The sequence below is a fragment of the Streptococcus taoyuanensis genome (genome assembly GCF_029589235.1).
Taxonomy (GTDB): domain Bacteria; phylum Bacillota; class Bacilli; order Lactobacillales; family Streptococcaceae; genus Streptococcus; species Streptococcus taoyuanensis.
Genome location: NZ_JARQVW010000006.1, coordinates 81,200 through 96,442 on the forward strand (window position 1 = coordinate 81,200; position 15,243 = coordinate 96,442).

General features: G+C 43.1%; 13 protein-coding genes. 9 read left to right on the plus strand and 4 right to left on the minus strand.

Annotated features, from left to right (window positions below; genetic code table 11):
* The first annotated feature begins 178 nt into the window (after nt 1-178).
* The 3 genes from P5Y91_RS05680 to nrdI all read left to right on the plus strand — a co-directional run bounded on the left by P5Y91_RS05680 (nt 179) and on the right by nrdI (nt 4,467).
* The gene (locus P5Y91_RS05680; RefSeq protein WP_277839148.1) at nt 179-3,007 is read left to right on the plus strand and encodes a GbpC/Spa domain-containing protein; all 2,829 of its coding nucleotides are present in this window, start codon (nt 179-181) and stop codon (nt 3,005-3,007) included.
* A 427-nt stretch (nt 3,008-3,434) separates the two neighbouring features.
* A complete protein-coding gene (locus P5Y91_RS05685) occupies nt 3,435-3,950 on the plus strand; it encodes an ABC transporter permease (protein ID WP_049516112.1) in 516 nt (171 codons plus the stop codon).
* 61 nt (nt 3,951-4,011) lie between these two features.
* Nucleotides 4,012-4,467 carry a class Ib ribonucleoside-diphosphate reductase assembly flavoprotein NrdI gene (nrdI, locus tag P5Y91_RS05690; protein WP_049516115.1) on the plus strand — a complete coding sequence of 152 codons (456 nt, stop codon included), beginning with the start codon at nt 4,012-4,014 and terminating at the stop codon, nt 4,465-4,467.
* Nucleotides 4,468-4,707: 240 nt separating this feature from the next.
* Here nrdI and P5Y91_RS05695 read toward each other — a convergent pair whose 3' ends face one another.
* A complete protein-coding gene (locus P5Y91_RS05695; RefSeq protein ID WP_049515223.1) occupies nt 4,708-4,953 on the minus strand; it encodes a hypothetical protein in 246 nt (81 codons plus the stop codon).
* A gap of 152 nt (nt 4,954-5,105) precedes the next feature.
* Nucleotides 5,106-6,794, minus strand: a complete 1,689-nt coding sequence (gene argS, locus P5Y91_RS05700) for an arginine--tRNA ligase (protein WP_049515225.1) — start codon at nt 6,792-6,794, stop codon at nt 5,106-5,108.
* A gap of 104 nt (nt 6,795-6,898) precedes the next feature.
* Here argS and argR point away from each other — a divergent pair, with 104 nt between their 5' ends.
* Complete coding sequence (gene argR, locus P5Y91_RS05705; protein ID WP_023919910.1) at nt 6,899-7,339, plus strand: arginine repressor; 441 nt, start codon at nt 6,899-6,901, stop codon at nt 7,337-7,339.
* 109 nt (nt 7,340-7,448) lie between these two features.
* Nucleotides 7,449-9,998 carry a DNA mismatch repair protein MutS gene (gene mutS, locus P5Y91_RS05710; RefSeq protein WP_070594643.1) on the plus strand — a complete coding sequence of 850 codons (2,550 nt, stop codon included), beginning with the start codon at nt 7,449-7,451 and terminating at the stop codon, nt 9,996-9,998.
* A gap of 304 nt (nt 9,999-10,302) precedes the next feature.
* Here mutS and P5Y91_RS05715 read toward each other — a convergent pair whose 3' ends face one another.
* On the minus strand, nt 10,303-10,758 hold the full coding sequence (locus P5Y91_RS05715) for a DUF3021 domain-containing protein (RefSeq protein ID WP_024054970.1): 456 nt from the start codon (nt 10,756-10,758) through the stop codon (nt 10,303-10,305).
* Entirely contained in the window at nt 10,752-11,192 is a 441-nt protein-coding gene (locus P5Y91_RS05720; RefSeq protein ID WP_070594642.1) for a LytTR family DNA-binding domain-containing protein, read from the minus strand. Before P5Y91_RS05720 ends, P5Y91_RS05715 begins: the two co-directional genes overlap by 7 nt.
* Before the next feature lie 246 nt (nt 11,193-11,438).
* Here P5Y91_RS05720 and mutL point away from each other — a divergent pair, with 246 nt between their 5' ends.
* The 4 genes from mutL to P5Y91_RS05740 are packed head-to-tail and all read left to right on the plus strand — an operon-like array spanning nt 11,439 to nt 15,133.
* Nucleotides 11,439-13,382, plus strand: coding sequence for a DNA mismatch repair endonuclease MutL (gene mutL / locus P5Y91_RS05725; RefSeq protein ID WP_049482828.1), 1,944 nt, complete (start codon nt 11,439-11,441; stop codon nt 13,380-13,382).
* Nucleotides 13,383-13,402: 20 nt separating this feature from the next.
* Entirely contained in the window at nt 13,403-13,996 is a 594-nt protein-coding gene (ruvA, locus tag P5Y91_RS05730; RefSeq protein WP_049482830.1) for a Holliday junction branch migration protein RuvA, read from the plus strand.
* A complete protein-coding gene (locus P5Y91_RS05735; protein ID WP_118396256.1) occupies nt 13,996-14,565 on the plus strand; it encodes a hypothetical protein in 570 nt (189 codons plus the stop codon). Before ruvA ends, P5Y91_RS05735 begins: the two co-directional genes overlap by 1 nt.
* A 1-nt stretch (nt 14,566) precedes the next feature.
* Nucleotides 14,567-15,133, plus strand: a complete 567-nt coding sequence (locus tag P5Y91_RS05740; RefSeq protein WP_118396258.1) for a DNA-3-methyladenine glycosylase I — start codon at nt 14,567-14,569, stop codon at nt 15,131-15,133.
* Nucleotides 15,134-15,243 lie beyond the last annotated feature (110 nt).

Here is a 15,243-nt window from a genome sequence, read left to right on the forward strand (position 1 = left end):
GGAAGGTCCGTAAGGTTTGGCGTTTCAAGTTGTTATATCTTTAAAGTAAAATAAAAAATTAAATAGACAAATATTTAAAAATGGTTGATTGTGATACAATAGAGTTAACTGGCAGTAGCATATTTTTGCCTCTACAGTGAGATTTTTTTAAACATAAACAAAAAGGAGAGTTTTGAAAATGAAAAGCTATCGTGAACATGTTTCGAAGCAGGAAAAATTTTCAATTCGTAAGTTATCAGTCGGTGTTGTTTCATTGGCCATCGCTGGATTGGCTACTGTTAATACCTACGGAGCAGAAGTGAAAGCAGATGAAGCAACAGCGCCTGCAACTGAAGCGACTACTACGGATACAGCAACAAGCGATGCAGCTGTTTCAACAAGTTCTAAGTTGACATCTACAACTGTGACAGAAGGAAATAAAACAGTTACGACGACTTATGTAGAATCACCAGAACTTGAAAAAGCAAAAGCTGATGCGGCTACAGAAGGTGTGACCGTTACAGAAGAAGCTGAAAAAGTCCAACCATCTATCGCAGCAGCAGAAGCAGATAATAAAGCTCAAACAGCTGAAATCAACACAGTAGTTGATAACTACAAAAAGGCAAAAGCGGAGTATGAAGCAAAATCTCAAGAAATCACATTGATTGAAAAGAGAAATGCAGAAGCAGAAGTGGCTTACAAGAAACAAGTAGAAGACTACAAAACCCAACAAGCAGCTTATGATAAAGCTTTAGAAGAGTACAATGCTAAAAAGGCAGCCTACGATGCTAAAGTAGCAGAAAAAGCAGCAGCAGATAAGGCCAATGCAGAAGCAAAAGCTAAGTATGAAGCAGAAATGGCTGTTTACAATACAGCGAAAGCGCAATACGATAAAGATTTACAAGAATACCAAACTAAGAAAGCGCAATACGATAAAGATAAAGCAGCTTATGATCAATTGGTAGCGAAGAAGGCAGAAGAAGATGCTGCTAAGGCTCAATACGAAGCTGATCTTGCAAAATACAATGTAGAAAAAGTACAGTACGAAAATGATTATATTGCTTATCAAAAGAAATTAGCTGAATACGAAGTTGCCAAAAAACAATATACGGACGCGAAACAAGCATACGACAAATATATGACAGACAATGCGTATGCTGACCTTAAAAATGTTTCAACTGTTCAAGATTTGACCTTCCAACGTGAAGGTGGTGCAACTCACACCATTGACGGCATCAGCACTTATCTTACTCGTGATGCTCAAGCTCGTTTAAATACAAGCAATGTCCATCAATATGATTCTAATAAATTGGAAGCTTCAGATATTGTAGCAACTAGTCCTTGGGCCAATAATGAAACTGAGTACATTCAAGTGAAAGAAGGCGATAAATTTGTCGTTACTTATGATAACTTGAATCAGTCCAGCATGCGTGAAAATACGGATATGCATCCAATCAAACGTGTGATTTACCGTTATGAGATTTTAAGTCTTCCATCAAATGATGGCAAAGGGATTGCAGCAGTCAACGCAGATCCAACGGTAACCATGACAGTGGGTGCTTCAACAGACCAAGACAAACCTGTTAAGGTTGCTGTCGATGTTGAATTCTATGATGGTGATGGCAATAAATTTGATTTGACTCAACGCAATGCCATTGTCGCTTTGAACTCGCTCAACCACTGGACAGGTGCTTCCTATGTCGATAGTGGAGACAAACCTCGTGCCCTTACAGTAGAAGCCAAAGATAAAGATGGCAACACTGTTCGTGGAACTTGGGATCCATATGCAGATGGTTCATCCATGAGCATTGAAAACAATGAAGTGAAGGTTAAAACAGGAAAAGCAGACTTTGGTACTGCAACTGTTTCCATTTCAGCAGACAACCCTCTCAAAATTGTGACTCAGAAATATGGTTATGTTAAAGATGACACAGGTAAATGGGTTCCTGGTACGACACCTGAGAAGGAAGAAGTAACGGATGCGTTAACTGTAAATGCTTCGGGTTCAGGAAGTGTTCATTCTATTGGTACAGAAGAATTTACCTTTGAAGGTAAGGATGATGTTATCGGATCATACAAAGTAGATGCAACTACAGGTCAAATTACGTTCACACCTAAGAAGAAATTTGAAAACGTGGAACACCAAGAGTCTGTAAATGTTGGAAATAATAAATTTATTCCAATTCCAAACTCAAGTGTTTCTTATGATGCTGCTACTAAAGAAGTGACTTCCTTTAAAGATAACCAATATATTGAACATGGATCTGTCTTTAACGGTGAATCTTCAACAACTCTTGAAGGTTGGGATAATCCATCTTCTCCATACCTCTATTATGGTGGAGCAGGCTTGAAGATGTCAGATGGACACTTAGTCTTTACGGCTAATGGTGCCAATGCGGCTGGTCAACCAACGGTTTATTGGTTTGCCATCAACTCAAATGTAGGTCTTCCTAAAGAGCCAGGAGAAGAACCGAAAGAGCCAACAAAACCAACAGAACCAAAGGCTCCAACTCCACCAACGATTACAGTGGAAAATCTACCTGCAGAGCCAACGAAACCAGAAGAACCTAAATCACCAACTCCGCCAACAGCACCTAACTACACTGTGATTACGGTCGATGTGGAGGAACCAAAATCACCAACTCCACCAACAGAGCCAACCCCACCGACTCCTGAAGTTGTTCCAAATACGAATCCGGTGAAACCGGAAGCTGAAGTGAAATGGCATAAGAATAAAGTGGTAACGGAAACAGATATTCCAACCCCACCAACGCCAGTTCCTCCAACTCCACCAACACCATATAACCCACCAACACCAATTGTTCCACCTACACCAATCGTTCCACCAACTCCAGAGGTTCCAACCGAACCAACTCCTGAAGTTCCGGAACAGCCTGTACAACCTGCGCAACCACAAACACCTGCGCTTCCAAATACAGGTACAGAAAGCTCAACTGCAGCTGTTCTTGCAGGTGCGATGGCTGGATTGCTTGGATTGGGTCTTGCACGCAAGAAAAAAGAAGATTAATTCTTCGTTCTTTCGTCCATTCATCTAAATAAAGAAAGTCAGAAGGCAAGTCCTTCTGGCTTTTTTGATGGGAGTGATGACCAAATAGTTGAGAAATAGAACAGAATAGTTTTTGGATAAGGAGAGGAAATGGCTTTTATAGACCAAATCGTGTCGAAATGAAGCAGAATAGAAATGGATGACACAAGAAGAAGAGAATGAGGTATACTGGTGGTGTTCGAATGAAAGTTTATAGGACTCCGTTATATCTCTAATCATTCCAATGATACAGTTGTGATGTCTTTTTCATCTTTTGCACACATTATTTTCCAAATGAATTTCATTTGAACGTATCAGTGATCAGGCAAGTGCTTCCACTGTTTTGAGGCGCTTGCCTTTCTATCTGTATCGCGATATAATAGGGTGTAAGAAATGAAAAGGAGTTTGTATGAAAAAGAAACCTATCTATCTTTACATCCTGTTATTTTTCTCTACGGTTGGAACCCTGACTTCAGCTGTCTCAACCTTTGGAGCTTCAAAGAGTTTTGAGCTGACAGATGATTTTGCGAAACAACTTGGTTTAACAACGGCTCAAGACAAGGCGGACTATGTGACATATTATGAGAAATCAGCCCAACTCAATCAGTCTCCACTAACCTTTTTATTTGTTTCCCTGATTCTGATTGCCTTACTGGCAACTTTCTATTTCCTCTTTATGAAGCAGGATCTGTTAACAGCCCATTATACTTACATGGGGCAGATTTTATTAAGTCAAGCCTTCTCTTGCTATAATTATTTTGCAGGGCGTCCGCTATTGGCTAGTTTTTCAAACCCGTCCCTTCGTCAACGATATCTAGCATCTTCGTCCATTGCTTTGTTGCTCTTGACTGCTTTATCTCTTCTCTTCCTTGGAATTGTTTTGTATAAAACCTTGCGTTTGAGAAAAGCTCAAGCTACGGCATAATAGATAAGTTTGAATGGAGCTCTCTTAGAGGATAAGAGAGCTTCTTGATTGGAGAAAAAAGATGAAAGTATCCTTTGTTTATATTAGTCTGAGTGGGAATACAGAGAGTTTTGTCCGCCGCTTAAGTGACTATTTGCTGGAAGCCCATCCCGGACTTGAAATCGAGAAAGTGCATGTGAAAGACATGGTCAAAGAGGGCCAGTCCTTCTTTGAAATGACCAATCCTTTTATCACTTTTTTGCCTACCTATTTGGAGGGTGGAAATGGTGTTGACAATGGCGATGTGGAAATTTTGACGACAGATGTTGCGGATTTTATTGCTTATGGAGACAATGCCAGCAAGTGCTTAGGAGTGGTTGGATCAGGCAATCGGAATTTTAACAATCAATATTGTTTAACCGCTAAGCAATACAGCCAACGCTTTGGTTTCCCCATGTTAGCCGATTTTGAAATGCGGGGGATGTTGGGAGATATTAAAAAAGTAGCCGCCATTGTAGAAGATTTGTATCATCTTTAAAATAAAGAGAGTGGGACAGAAATCGGTAATTCGTTAGAATTCGATTTCGTCGTCCCACCTCCGCACAGTTGAGTAGGGCTGTAAAAGCTGATGAAATCAGCGTAGTAGAGGCCACTCAACCACTGCGTCTTGCTCGACAATCCAAAAATAATTGAGAGGCTAGGACTTTTGTCCCAGCCTCTTATTTGTTGCGACTGAATAGAAGAGGAGTCACATTTTATATGACTCCTCTTCTATGGCTTATTTTAATTTTTCTGTGATTTCTTTAGCAAGTAGGAGCCCCAATCGATAGTCTTTGTTGATGGCATGGATGACATCGTTGATATTGTCGGTCTCTTGGATTTTTTCCTTGATGCTATCTTTGAAAGCTTGATCTTTCAAGAGTTGCTCTTGTAAGAGCCGTTGTAGTTTTTCTCTCTCGTACTTGTTAAATAAAAAGAGGACCACTAAACTGATGAAAATTAAGATGTAAACGGTTTGATTCATAGATTTCTCCTGTATATAAAGGATCTGAAAATGTAGAGAATGAAAGGCATTGGACATGAGAAAAGGAGTGAGAAAGAACTAAATTGAATCGCATTTAGTTTCTCCTCTCACTCCCATAAGAGATGTTCTACGTATCCATCATAGATAAGAAATTACATTTTCTCAGGTGCATCGACACCAAGTAAGCGAAGGGCTTCTTTTAAGACTACTGCTGTTGAGTAGCTAAGAGCAAGACGGCTTTCGCGTTCTGGACTTTCATCCAAGATACGAGTGTGCGCATAGTATTTGTTGAAGGCTTGAGCCAAGTTGATAGCATATTTTGCGATCAAGGATGGATCATAGTTTTCAGCAGCACGTTTCACCACACGAGAGAAGTCTTGGAGAAGCTTGATGATTTCCCAGCTTTCAGGATCGCTCAAGCTGTATGTCGCATCTGTAGATGGTGTGAAGTTGGCTTTGCGAAGGATGGATTGGATACGAGCGTAAGCGTATTGAACGTAAGGTCCAGTTTCTCCTTCAAAGGATACCATGGCTTCGAGGTCGAAGTCATACCCATTGCGGCGGTCTGTCTTCAAGTCGTAGAATTTAACCGCACCAACACCGACTGCATGTGCCACTTCTTCCTTGTTTTCCAATTCAGGGTTCTTTTCTTCGATCTGCGCTTTGGCACGAGAGATGGCTTCTTGAAGAGTTGGTTCGAGAAGGATGATATTTCCTTTACGAGTTGACAATTTTTGGCGGTTTTTTGTCACCAAACCAAAGTCAACGTGAACCATATCGTCGCTCCAGTCAAATCCCATTTTCTTCAAAACAGCTTTCAACTGACGGAAGTGGTTAGATTGTTCTTGACCTACAGCATAGATGTTTTTCACAAAGTTGTAAGTCCGTGCACGGTAGATAGCGGTTGCGATATCACGCGTGATGTAAAGAGTGGCACCGTCTGATTTCTTAATCATAGCTGGTGGAAGGTTGACATCATCGAGCTCAACGATGCTAGCACCCTTAGACTCTTTCAACAAGCCTTTTTCTTCAAGAATTTGGACAGCTTCATCCATCTTGTCATTGTAGAAAGCTTCTCCGTTTAAGCTGTCAAATTCAACACCGAGGAGTTTGTAGATACGGTTGAATTCTACCAAGCTTTCGTCACGGAACCATTGCCACAACTCAGTCGCTTCTGGATCTCCATCTTCCAATTTCTTGAACCAGAGACGTCCTTCATCATCAAGCTCAGGATCGTTTTCGATTTCAGCGTTGATCCGAACGTAAAGTTTTAGCAATTCATCGATTGGGTTGGCTTCGACAGCTTCCTTGCTACCCCATTTTTTGTAAGCCACCATCAAGAGACCGAACTGTTTACCCCAGTCACCCAAGTGGTTGATTTTAATCGTGTTGTAGCCCATTTTGCGGAAGATGTTTGAAAGAGCATCCCCGATAACGGTTGAGCGCAAGTGACCAACTGAGAATGGTTTTGCGATATTTGGACTTGAAAGGTCGATGGTAATGTTTTGGCCATGACCTTCGTCTTGTTGACCATAGTCTGCACCTGCTTCGATGACGGATTTGATTACTTGATCAGAGATCTTAGATTTGTCTAAGAAGAAGTTCACGTAAGGTCCAGTTGCAACGACTTTTTCGAAGGCGCTTTGGTCGATCTTTTCAGCAATATCTGCAGCGATTGCTTGAGGAGCCTTGCGTTCCACTTTTGCAAGTGAGAAGGCTGGAAAAGCAATGTCACCAAGATCAGATGATTTTGGTTGTTCAAGCAAGTTTAAAATAGCATCTTGGTCAAGAGAGTCAATCACTTTGGCCAATTCACTAGCAATGAGTTCTTTATTGTTCATATTAGCTCCTTAGTCCTTTTAACTATTATTTTAACACAATTCTGAGCGAATTTTCAATTTTTTTGGTATAATTTAAAGTATATTTATTCAAAAGTGGAGGTCCAATGAAAAAGACAGAACGTCACCTTTTGATTCAACAAATGATTCGAAATGAAAAATTGTCGACTCAAAAAGAGATTCAGGATCGATTAGAAGCAAAAGGAATTGCTGTAACGCAAACAACTCTGTCACGAGATTTGCGCGATCTGGGTCTAGTCAAGGTGAAACGAAAAGACCAGTTGTATTATATTTTGCCAAATGAGCCTGAGGTGGCAGAGATTTATATTATGTTGTCCAGCCACGCCAAGTCTGTCTCACGAGCAGAATTCACTTTGGTTTTGCGGACAGAGCTAGGAGAAGCAGCTCTCTTGGCCAATGGTGTAGATGAAATGTCAGATGAGCGTATTTTGGGAACAGTAGCAGGGGCCAATACCCTCTTGATTGTTTGTCGAGACCAAGAGGCAGCCATTGAAATTCAAAATGAAATTTTAGGGATGATGCAGTAATCAAGCCCTGTTAAGATGTCAAAAGGAGGAAGATAGTGAGCTATCTACTCCTGTTTTCATCTATGGAGCTTGTGTCAGAAAATGATGCAACAGTAAGGAATAAAGAAGTATGGCAGTAGAGAAAATATCCCCTGGAATGCAGCAGTATCTAGATATCAAAAAAGACTATCCGGATGCCTTTTTGCTGTTTCGAATGGGAGATTTTTACGAATTATTTTATGAAGATGCAGTGAATGCAGCTCAAATTTTAGAGATTTCCTTAACCTCACGGAATAAAAATGCAGAGAATCCGATCCCCATGGCGGGTGTTCCCTACCACTCGGCTCAGCAGTATATTGATGTTCTCATTGAACAGGGATTTAAGGTCGCGATTGCAGAACAAATGGAAGACCCTAAAGAAGCCAAGGGGGTCGTTAAGCGTGAAGTCGTACAGGTGATTACGCCGGGTACAGTGGTGGATTCGACCAAGCCAGATAGTGAGAACAACTTCCTGGTTGCTTTGGATCGTTCAGGAAATGAGTATGGGCTAGCCTATATGGATCTGGTGACAGGGGAGTTTCAGGTGACGACCCTCAATGACTTTAGCATGGTTTGTGGAGAAATCCGCAATTTACGTGCGCGTGAGGTGGTCCTGGGTTATGAGTTGCCAGAACAGGAAGAGCGTGTGTTTGTTAGCCAGATGAATCTCTTGCTGTCACATGTAGAGACGGCGCTCGACGATGTTCAACTCTTAGGGGATCAGTTGAGTGAGCTAGAAAAGAAAACGGCTGGAAAACTTCTCCAGTATGTCTACCAGACACAAATGCGGGAATTGAGCCACCTCAAAAAAGCCCATCATTATGAGATTTGCGATTTCTTGCAGATGGACTTTGCGACCAAGGCTAGTCTTGATTTGACAGAGAATGCGCGGACTGGGAAGAAACATGGTAGCTTGTATTGGTATTTGGATGAAACCAAGACGGCCATGGGCGGTCGTTTGTTGCGGTCCTGGATTCAGAAACCCTTAGTCGATTTGAAACGGATTCGAGAGCGCCAGGACATCATTCAGGTCTTTATGGATCATTTCTTTGAACGGAGCGATTTGACCGACAGTCTCAAAGGGGTCTATGACATTGAACGCTTAGCGAGTCGTGTTTCCTTTGGCAAGATCAATCCTAAGGATCTCTTGCAGCTAGGAGATACTCTGGGGCATGTGCCGACGATCAAGTCGATTCTACTGGGGATTGGTGATCCAGTCTTAGATGTCTTAATTGCACGCTTGGATGAACTTCCTGAATTGCACCGCTTGATTACCTCAGCTATTGCTCCGGAAGCGTCTGCTGTTATTACGGAGGGAAATATCATCCGAACTGGGTTTGACGAGCAATTGGATCAGTATCGTGTCGTTCTTCGGGATGGTACTGGTTGGATTGCTGAGATTGAGGCCAAAGAGCGCGAAGCCAGTGGCATTACAGGTCTAAAAATCGATTACAACAAGAAGGATGGCTATTATTTCCATGTCACCAATTCTCAATTGAGTCACGTTCCTGCTCACTTTTTCCGCAAGGCGACCTTGAAAAATTCAGAACGCTTTGGTACGGAGGAATTGGCACGCATCGAAGGAGATATGCTAGAGGCGCGTGAGAAGTCTGCTAATCTGGAATATACGATTTTTATGCGGATTCGGGAAGAAGTTGGCAAGTATATCCAACGTCTGCAACAGTTAGCTCAGGCGATTGCGACGGTTGATGTTTTACAAAGTTTAGCCAGTGTCGCTGAGTCGCAACAGTTGAATCGTCCCTTCTTTCATGAAGAACGACGAATCGCGATCGACAAAGGTCGTCATCCGGTTGTTGAGAAAGTGATGGGAGCCCAGTCCTATATTCCTAATAGCATCTTTATGGATGAAGAACGGGATATTCAGCTGATTACGGGGCCAAATATGAGCGGGAAGTCTACCTATATGCGCCAATTGGCGATCATTGTGATTCTTGCCCAAATTGGCTCTTATGTTCCAGCGCAAAGGGCTGAATTGCCAATCTTTGATGCGATTTATACCCGGATCGGAGCTGCTGATGACCTGGTATCGGGTCAGTCTACCTTTATGGTGGAAATGATGGAGGCCAATCATGCCATTCGCAAGGCAACGCCTCAGTCCTTGATTTTATTTGATGAGTTGGGACGGGGAACGGCGACCTATGATGGGATGGCCCTCGCCCAGTCCATCATCGAATACATTCACGATCGAACCGGTGCCAAAACCTTGTTTGCAACCCACTACCATGAGTTGACGGCACTCTCAGAGACCTTGTCCCGTTTGGAAAATGTTCATGTTGCGACCTTGGAGCGAGATGGTCAGGTTACCTTCTTGCACAAGATTGAACCCGGACCAGCTGATAAATCTTATGGGATTCACGTGGCCAAGATCGCTGGTTTGCCAGAAGAATTATTGAAGCGGGCGGATGCGATTTTGACCAAGCTCGAAGGACAAGCCCAGCAAGTACCGCTTGCGGATGCAACTCCTAAAAAGGAAGTGTCTTCGCAGGTTGCTGAACAAATGTCCCTCTTTGAGGAAGAAACAGAAAATACAGTGATCACAGAATTGAAGAATCTGGATCTCTACAATATGACTCCCATGGAAGTCATGATGGCAGTCGCCGAATTGAAAAAGAAATTATAAAAGAAGATCCTCGTGACAGCGAGGATCTTTTATTGAAGACAAAGTCATCTTAGAAACTTTCCTTAAGTGAGTACGGACGTCAGCGAACTTCTTCGAAGTTCCAAGACTAATTATTGAGCCTAAGGTCTCAATAATTCCGAGTGCCTGAAACAATTGTGTTTCAGGCACTTTTCTCACAGCGGAAAGTTTCAGTAGATGATTGAACAACTATAACGAGTATATTTTTTATAGAATTTATTAGATTTGTATAAAGGAACAGTTTATCTCTACTTTCAGATCCTCGTAGCACTGAGGATCTTTTTGCTTAGTGGTTAGCAATGCTTTGATTGATTTCTTGAACTTGTTTTTTATAAAAATGATGGGAGACCAACCAGATGATCACGTAAACGAGGGTGAATTCGACAACGAGTGAGAGGTAAAATCCGAGTCGTGCTGGAAACCAGCCGGCTAAGGTAGCTAGAGGAATAAAGCCAAGCAACATGAGTAGGTAATGGCTCAGAGTAGCCCGTAAGAGGCTCCAGTCTTTTTGAAAGAGGAGACTTCCGAAGCTAAAGAGGACCCCAATCGCACCCCAAACGAGGGCACAATAGAGCATGACCAGTGAGCCGTGAACATGATGCAAGAACATCCAGCGACCGACTGCAGAGTTGGGACTTAAGGGAAGGTACAACTCAGGTGAGAAGAGGTAGGAAAAGAAAATGGATAGGATGAGCCCGATGAGAATGCCTTTCAGGGCGTCAGAAAAAGATTGTTTTAGCATGATAATTTCTCCTTAATGGCTTTCAAGTAACGACGGGAGGAGTAGGTCAGACTCCCGTTTTTAAGATAGATTTGCACCGATCCTCCACTGGTAAAGTGCAGGTGATCGATTTCTTTTGTGTTGATAATTTCAGATTGGGAAATTTTGAGAAAGCAGGTCGGCAAGTCTTCAGATAGCTGATAGAGTGGTCCAGTCAGAATAAATTGATCTGTCATGGTCTCGCCAATTACTTGCCGATTTTCAATGTAAAAACGTTGGAATAGTTGGCTTTCGATCAGGTAAGCTTCCCCATCCTTTTTGGCACGTAAGCGCCCTTTTTGATCCAATTCTTCCACAAAGTCACGGATTTTCTCTACACGCGCAGATAGTGCAGGTGCTGTGATCATCACCGTTTCTTCTTGGAAGTGGGAATCAATGTGTACTTCTACTTTCATAAGATATTTTCTCCCTCCTTAGGTAAAGTCGGTTAGCCTGCTAGCCCGGCTCCTTCTTTACACTACTATTAAACACTTTTTCCAAAGGGAAGACAAGGGGATTTGTTTATGTGGTCATTTTCTTTGCCTATGCGGTTTTTAGGGAAGAAGATGGGATCAGCCTCCATTTTTTAAGAAAGGGGGTCCTGTGGATCTGTGGTATAATAGAGCTACATGTATCGGTGAAAAAAAGGTAAAGGAGCAGCTATGTCACAGATTATTGAATTGCCAGAAGTCCTAGCCAACCAGATTGCGGCAGGTGAAGTAATTGAACGACCTGCAAGTGTGGTCAAGGAATTGGTTGAAAACTCGATCGATGCTGGAGCTAGCCAGATCGTTGTCGAAATCGAAGAAGCAGGATTGAAGTCGATTCGGATCACAGACAATGGGGAAGGAATTGCGCATGATGAGGTCGCTCTGGCCCTTCGTCGACATGCGACCAGTAAGATCAAGAATCAAGCGGATCTTTTTCGCATTCGAACGCTTGGTTTTCGTGGCGAGGCCATGCCTTCCATTGCTTCTGTTAGTATTCTAACCCTTCTAACGGCTCAAGAAGGAGCTGCCCACGGGACCAAATTGGTCGCAAAGGGTGGTGAAATTGAGGAATTGGAGCCAGCGACAAGCCCTGTCGGGACCAAGATTACAGTAGAAGATCTCTTTTTTAATACCCCTGCTCGTCTCAAGTATTTAAAGAGCCAGCAGGCAGAGCTGTCCCATATCGTGGATATTCTCAACCGATTGAGTTTGGCCCATCCAGAGATTGCTTTCACCTTAATCAATGATGGAAAAGAAATGACCAAAACGGCAGGTACTGGCAATCTCCGGCAAGCGATTGCGGGCGTCTATGGATTGGCGTCTGCCAAGAAGATGGTGGCCATTGAAAATCGCGACCTGGATTTTGAAGTGACGGGCTTTGTGTCTTTGCCTGAATTGACTCGTGCCAATCGCAACTACATCAGTCTCTTTATCAACGGGCGCTACATCAAGAATTTCTTGCTCAATCGGGCTATTTTAGACGGCTACGGTAGTAAACTCATGGTGGGTCGCTTCCCACTTGCGATCATTCACATCCAGATCGACCCTTACTTAGCGGATGTCAATGTTCACCCGACCAAGCAAGAGGTTCGTATCTCCAAAGAACGAGAACTGATGGCCTTGATTTCCCAAGCCATTGCGAATGCTCTGAAAGAGCAGGACCTAATTCCGGATGCTCTAGAAAATCTAGCCAAGTCGACCATTCGTCGAGCAGAAAAGCCGGTTCAGACGACCTTGCCTTTAAAAGAAAACCGCCTTTATTATGACCGAGAAAGTCAAGATTTCAAACTTCGACCAGAGGTGGCAGATCCTCAACGGCCTCTGACAGATGAAGCTACTGCTGATTCGATAAGCCAAGAAAATCCAGTAGAAAAACCGACAAGCGCGATCAAGTTTGCGGAAAGAAAGGCTGCGGTATACGATGAACTGGATCACCCAGAGTTGGATCTGGCTAGTCTAGACAAGGCCTATGACAAGCTGGAGGGAGAGCAAGCATCGACCTTCCCAGAGTTGGAATATTTTGGTCAGATGCATGGGACCTATCTCTTTGCCCAAGGCAATGGAGGCCTCTACATCATTGACCAGCACGCGGCCCAAGAGCGGGTCAAATACGAAGAATACCGAGAGAGTATCGGGGATGTGGACGGTAGTCAGCAACAACTGCTAGTGCCTTATATCTTTGAGTTCCCTGCAGATGATCTGATCCGCCTGCAACAGCGTAAACACCTCCTAGAGGAAGTGGGCGTCTATCTAGAAGAGTACGGAGCCAACCAGTTGATCTTGCGGGAGCATCCGATTTGGATGAAGGAAGAAGAGATCGAGTCGGGTATCTACGAAATGTGTGACATGCTCCTTTTGACCAAGGAAGTGTCCATCAAGAAATACCGGGCTGAGTTGGCCATCATGATGTCTTGCAAACGCTCCATCAAGGCCAACCACACACTGGACGATTACTCTGCACGCGATCTGATCTATCAACTGTCCCAATGCGACAACCCTTATAACTGCCCTCATGGCCGTCCGGTTTTGGTTAACTTCACCAAGTCGGACATGGAAAAGATGTTCCGACGCATTCAGGAAAATCACACTAGCCTACGAGAATTGGGCAAATATTAAGTAAACGATAAAGGAAGATTATGTACGAATACATTAAAGGAATCTTAACGAAAATCACTGCTAAATATATCGTGGTGGAGACAGCTGAGATCGGCTATCTCTTGCATGTGGCCAATCCCTATGCCTACTCTGGCAAAATGAATCAAGAGGTGCAAGTCTATCTCCATCAAGTAGTCCGGGAAGATGCTCACCTTCTTTATGGCTTTGCGACCGAAGAAGAGAAAAAGCTCTTTTTGAACTTGATCTCGGTCTCTGGAATTGGCCCAGTGTCAGCTCTAGCTATCATTGCTGCAGATGACAATGCAGGCCTTGTCCAAGCCATCGAAAGCAAGAATATCACCTACTTGACCAAGTTTCCGAAGATCGGCAAGAAAACAGCCCAACAGATGGTCTTGGACCTAGAAGGTAAGATCAATCTTGATCTAGAAGATGCACCGGCTCAGTCCAAAGCCAAAGTTGCAGAAGAGAACCAAGCTCTTGAGGAAGCCATGGAAGCCATGTTGGCTTTGGGCTACAAGGCAACGGAACTCAAGAAAATCAAGAAATTCTTCGAAGGGACGACGGATACAGCTGAGAACTATATCAAATCGGCCCTTAAAATGTTGGTGAAATAATGGGTATTGCTCGGATCAATCTAGTTGAAGCAAGGAACAGTAGCAACCATATCAAGATAAAGTTTAAAAATGGGAAGATTGATACACTATGGCTACACTGTACCGTTTTTCCATTGTTTTGTAAAAATTGTCAACAGAGCCAAACAGGATTATTCTTGCATAGTGGATCTCGCTATGGTCAAGTTGGCTCACTTCCTTGTGAATTTTGTGGTGCGAGTATTACCATAGTAGATCATGACAATATAGTAGAAAGTATAAAGGTGAATGATGAACCTTGTTCTTTCGAAAAACTCTACCTGTTAAGTGCAGACTACATTGAATGGTTTCAAGAATGGTATGGGATAACATTGGCTACTGAAAACTTATTTGAAGGTTGGACTGATTGGATGTCTGTAGACCAGCTTCGAGAACAGATTGAAACATTAACTGGTATAGAAACAGATGGTCAAGCAAGGTATCAAACAGATGAAAAATTTAACCCTCTGCCACCAGATATTAATCGTTGGATTAATCTATTGGATAAGTCTACTGTTCCCTTGCCTGACTATGTTTCAAAGATAGGAGAATAAGATGTCAAAACGTTGTGGTTGGGTTAAAATAAATAACCCGCTATATGTAGCCTACCATGATGAGGAGTGGGGGCGTCCCCTCCATGATGACCAAGCGCTTTTTGAGTTGCTCTGTATGGAGACTTATCAGGCCGGTCTATCTTGGGAGACGGTACTCAATAAACGCCAGGCTTTCCGAGAGTCTTTTCATGGTTACCATCTTCAACGCGTCGCAGAGATGACCGACTCTGAACTGGAAACTTTGATAGACAATCCAGCCATCATTCGCAATCGTGCTAAGATCTTTGCGACACGGGCCAATGCTCAAGCCTTTCTACAAATCCAGGAGGAATTTGGATCGTTTGATGCTTATCTTTGGTCTTTTGTCGATGGAAAAACTATCGTCAATGATGTCCCAGATTACCGGCAGGCTCCAGCGAAGACAGCTCTTTCTGAGAAGCTAGCCAAGGACCTCAAAAAACGTGGTTTTAAGTTCACAGGACCAGTCGCAGTTTTATCCTACCTACAAGCAGCAGGCCTGGTCAATGACCATGAGAATGCTTGTGACTGGAAAAGTGGAAATAAGTGACGTTAGATGTCTAGAACATCTGAGAATATAGAAAAGAGGCTGGGACAAAAGTCCTAGCCTCTCAATTATTTTTGGATTGTCGAGCAAGACGCAGTGGTTGAGTGGGCTCT

What these genes read in the sequence shown, in the direction of transcription:
- P5Y91_RS05735 (WP_118396256.1), top strand. Translation starts at nt 13,996, where the DNA reads ATGGGTATTGCTCGGATCAATCTAGTTGAAGCAAGGAACAGTAGCAAC.
- mutL (WP_049482828.1), top strand. Translation starts at nt 11,439, where the DNA reads ATGTCACAGATTATTGAATTGCCAGAAGTCCTAGCCAACCAGATTGCG.
- mutS (WP_070594643.1), top strand. Translation starts at nt 7,449, where the DNA reads ATGGCAGTAGAGAAAATATCCCCTGGAATGCAGCAGTATCTAGATATC.
- P5Y91_RS05695 (WP_049515223.1), bottom strand. Translation starts at nt 4,953, where the DNA reads ATGAATCAAACCGTTTACATCTTAATTTTCATCAGTTTAGTGGTCCTC.
- P5Y91_RS05715 (WP_024054970.1), bottom strand. Translation starts at nt 10,758, where the DNA reads ATGCTAAAACAATCTTTTTCTGACGCCCTGAAAGGCATTCTCATCGGG.
- P5Y91_RS05685 (WP_049516112.1), top strand. Translation starts at nt 3,435, where the DNA reads ATGAAAAAGAAACCTATCTATCTTTACATCCTGTTATTTTTCTCTACG.
- P5Y91_RS05740 (WP_118396258.1), top strand. Translation starts at nt 14,567, where the DNA reads ATGTCAAAACGTTGTGGTTGGGTTAAAATAAATAACCCGCTATATGTA.
- P5Y91_RS05680 (WP_277839148.1), top strand. Translation starts at nt 179, where the DNA reads ATGAAAAGCTATCGTGAACATGTTTCGAAGCAGGAAAAATTTTCAATT.
- nrdI (WP_049516115.1), top strand. Translation starts at nt 4,012, where the DNA reads ATGAAAGTATCCTTTGTTTATATTAGTCTGAGTGGGAATACAGAGAGT.
- P5Y91_RS05720 (WP_070594642.1), bottom strand. Translation starts at nt 11,192, where the DNA reads ATGAAAGTAGAAGTACACATTGATTCCCACTTCCAAGAAGAAACGGTG.
- argR (WP_023919910.1), top strand. Translation starts at nt 6,899, where the DNA reads ATGAAAAAGACAGAACGTCACCTTTTGATTCAACAAATGATTCGAAAT.
- ruvA (WP_049482830.1), top strand. Translation starts at nt 13,403, where the DNA reads ATGTACGAATACATTAAAGGAATCTTAACGAAAATCACTGCTAAATAT.
- argS (WP_049515225.1), bottom strand. Translation starts at nt 6,794, where the DNA reads ATGAACAATAAAGAACTCATTGCTAGTGAATTGGCCAAAGTGATTGAC.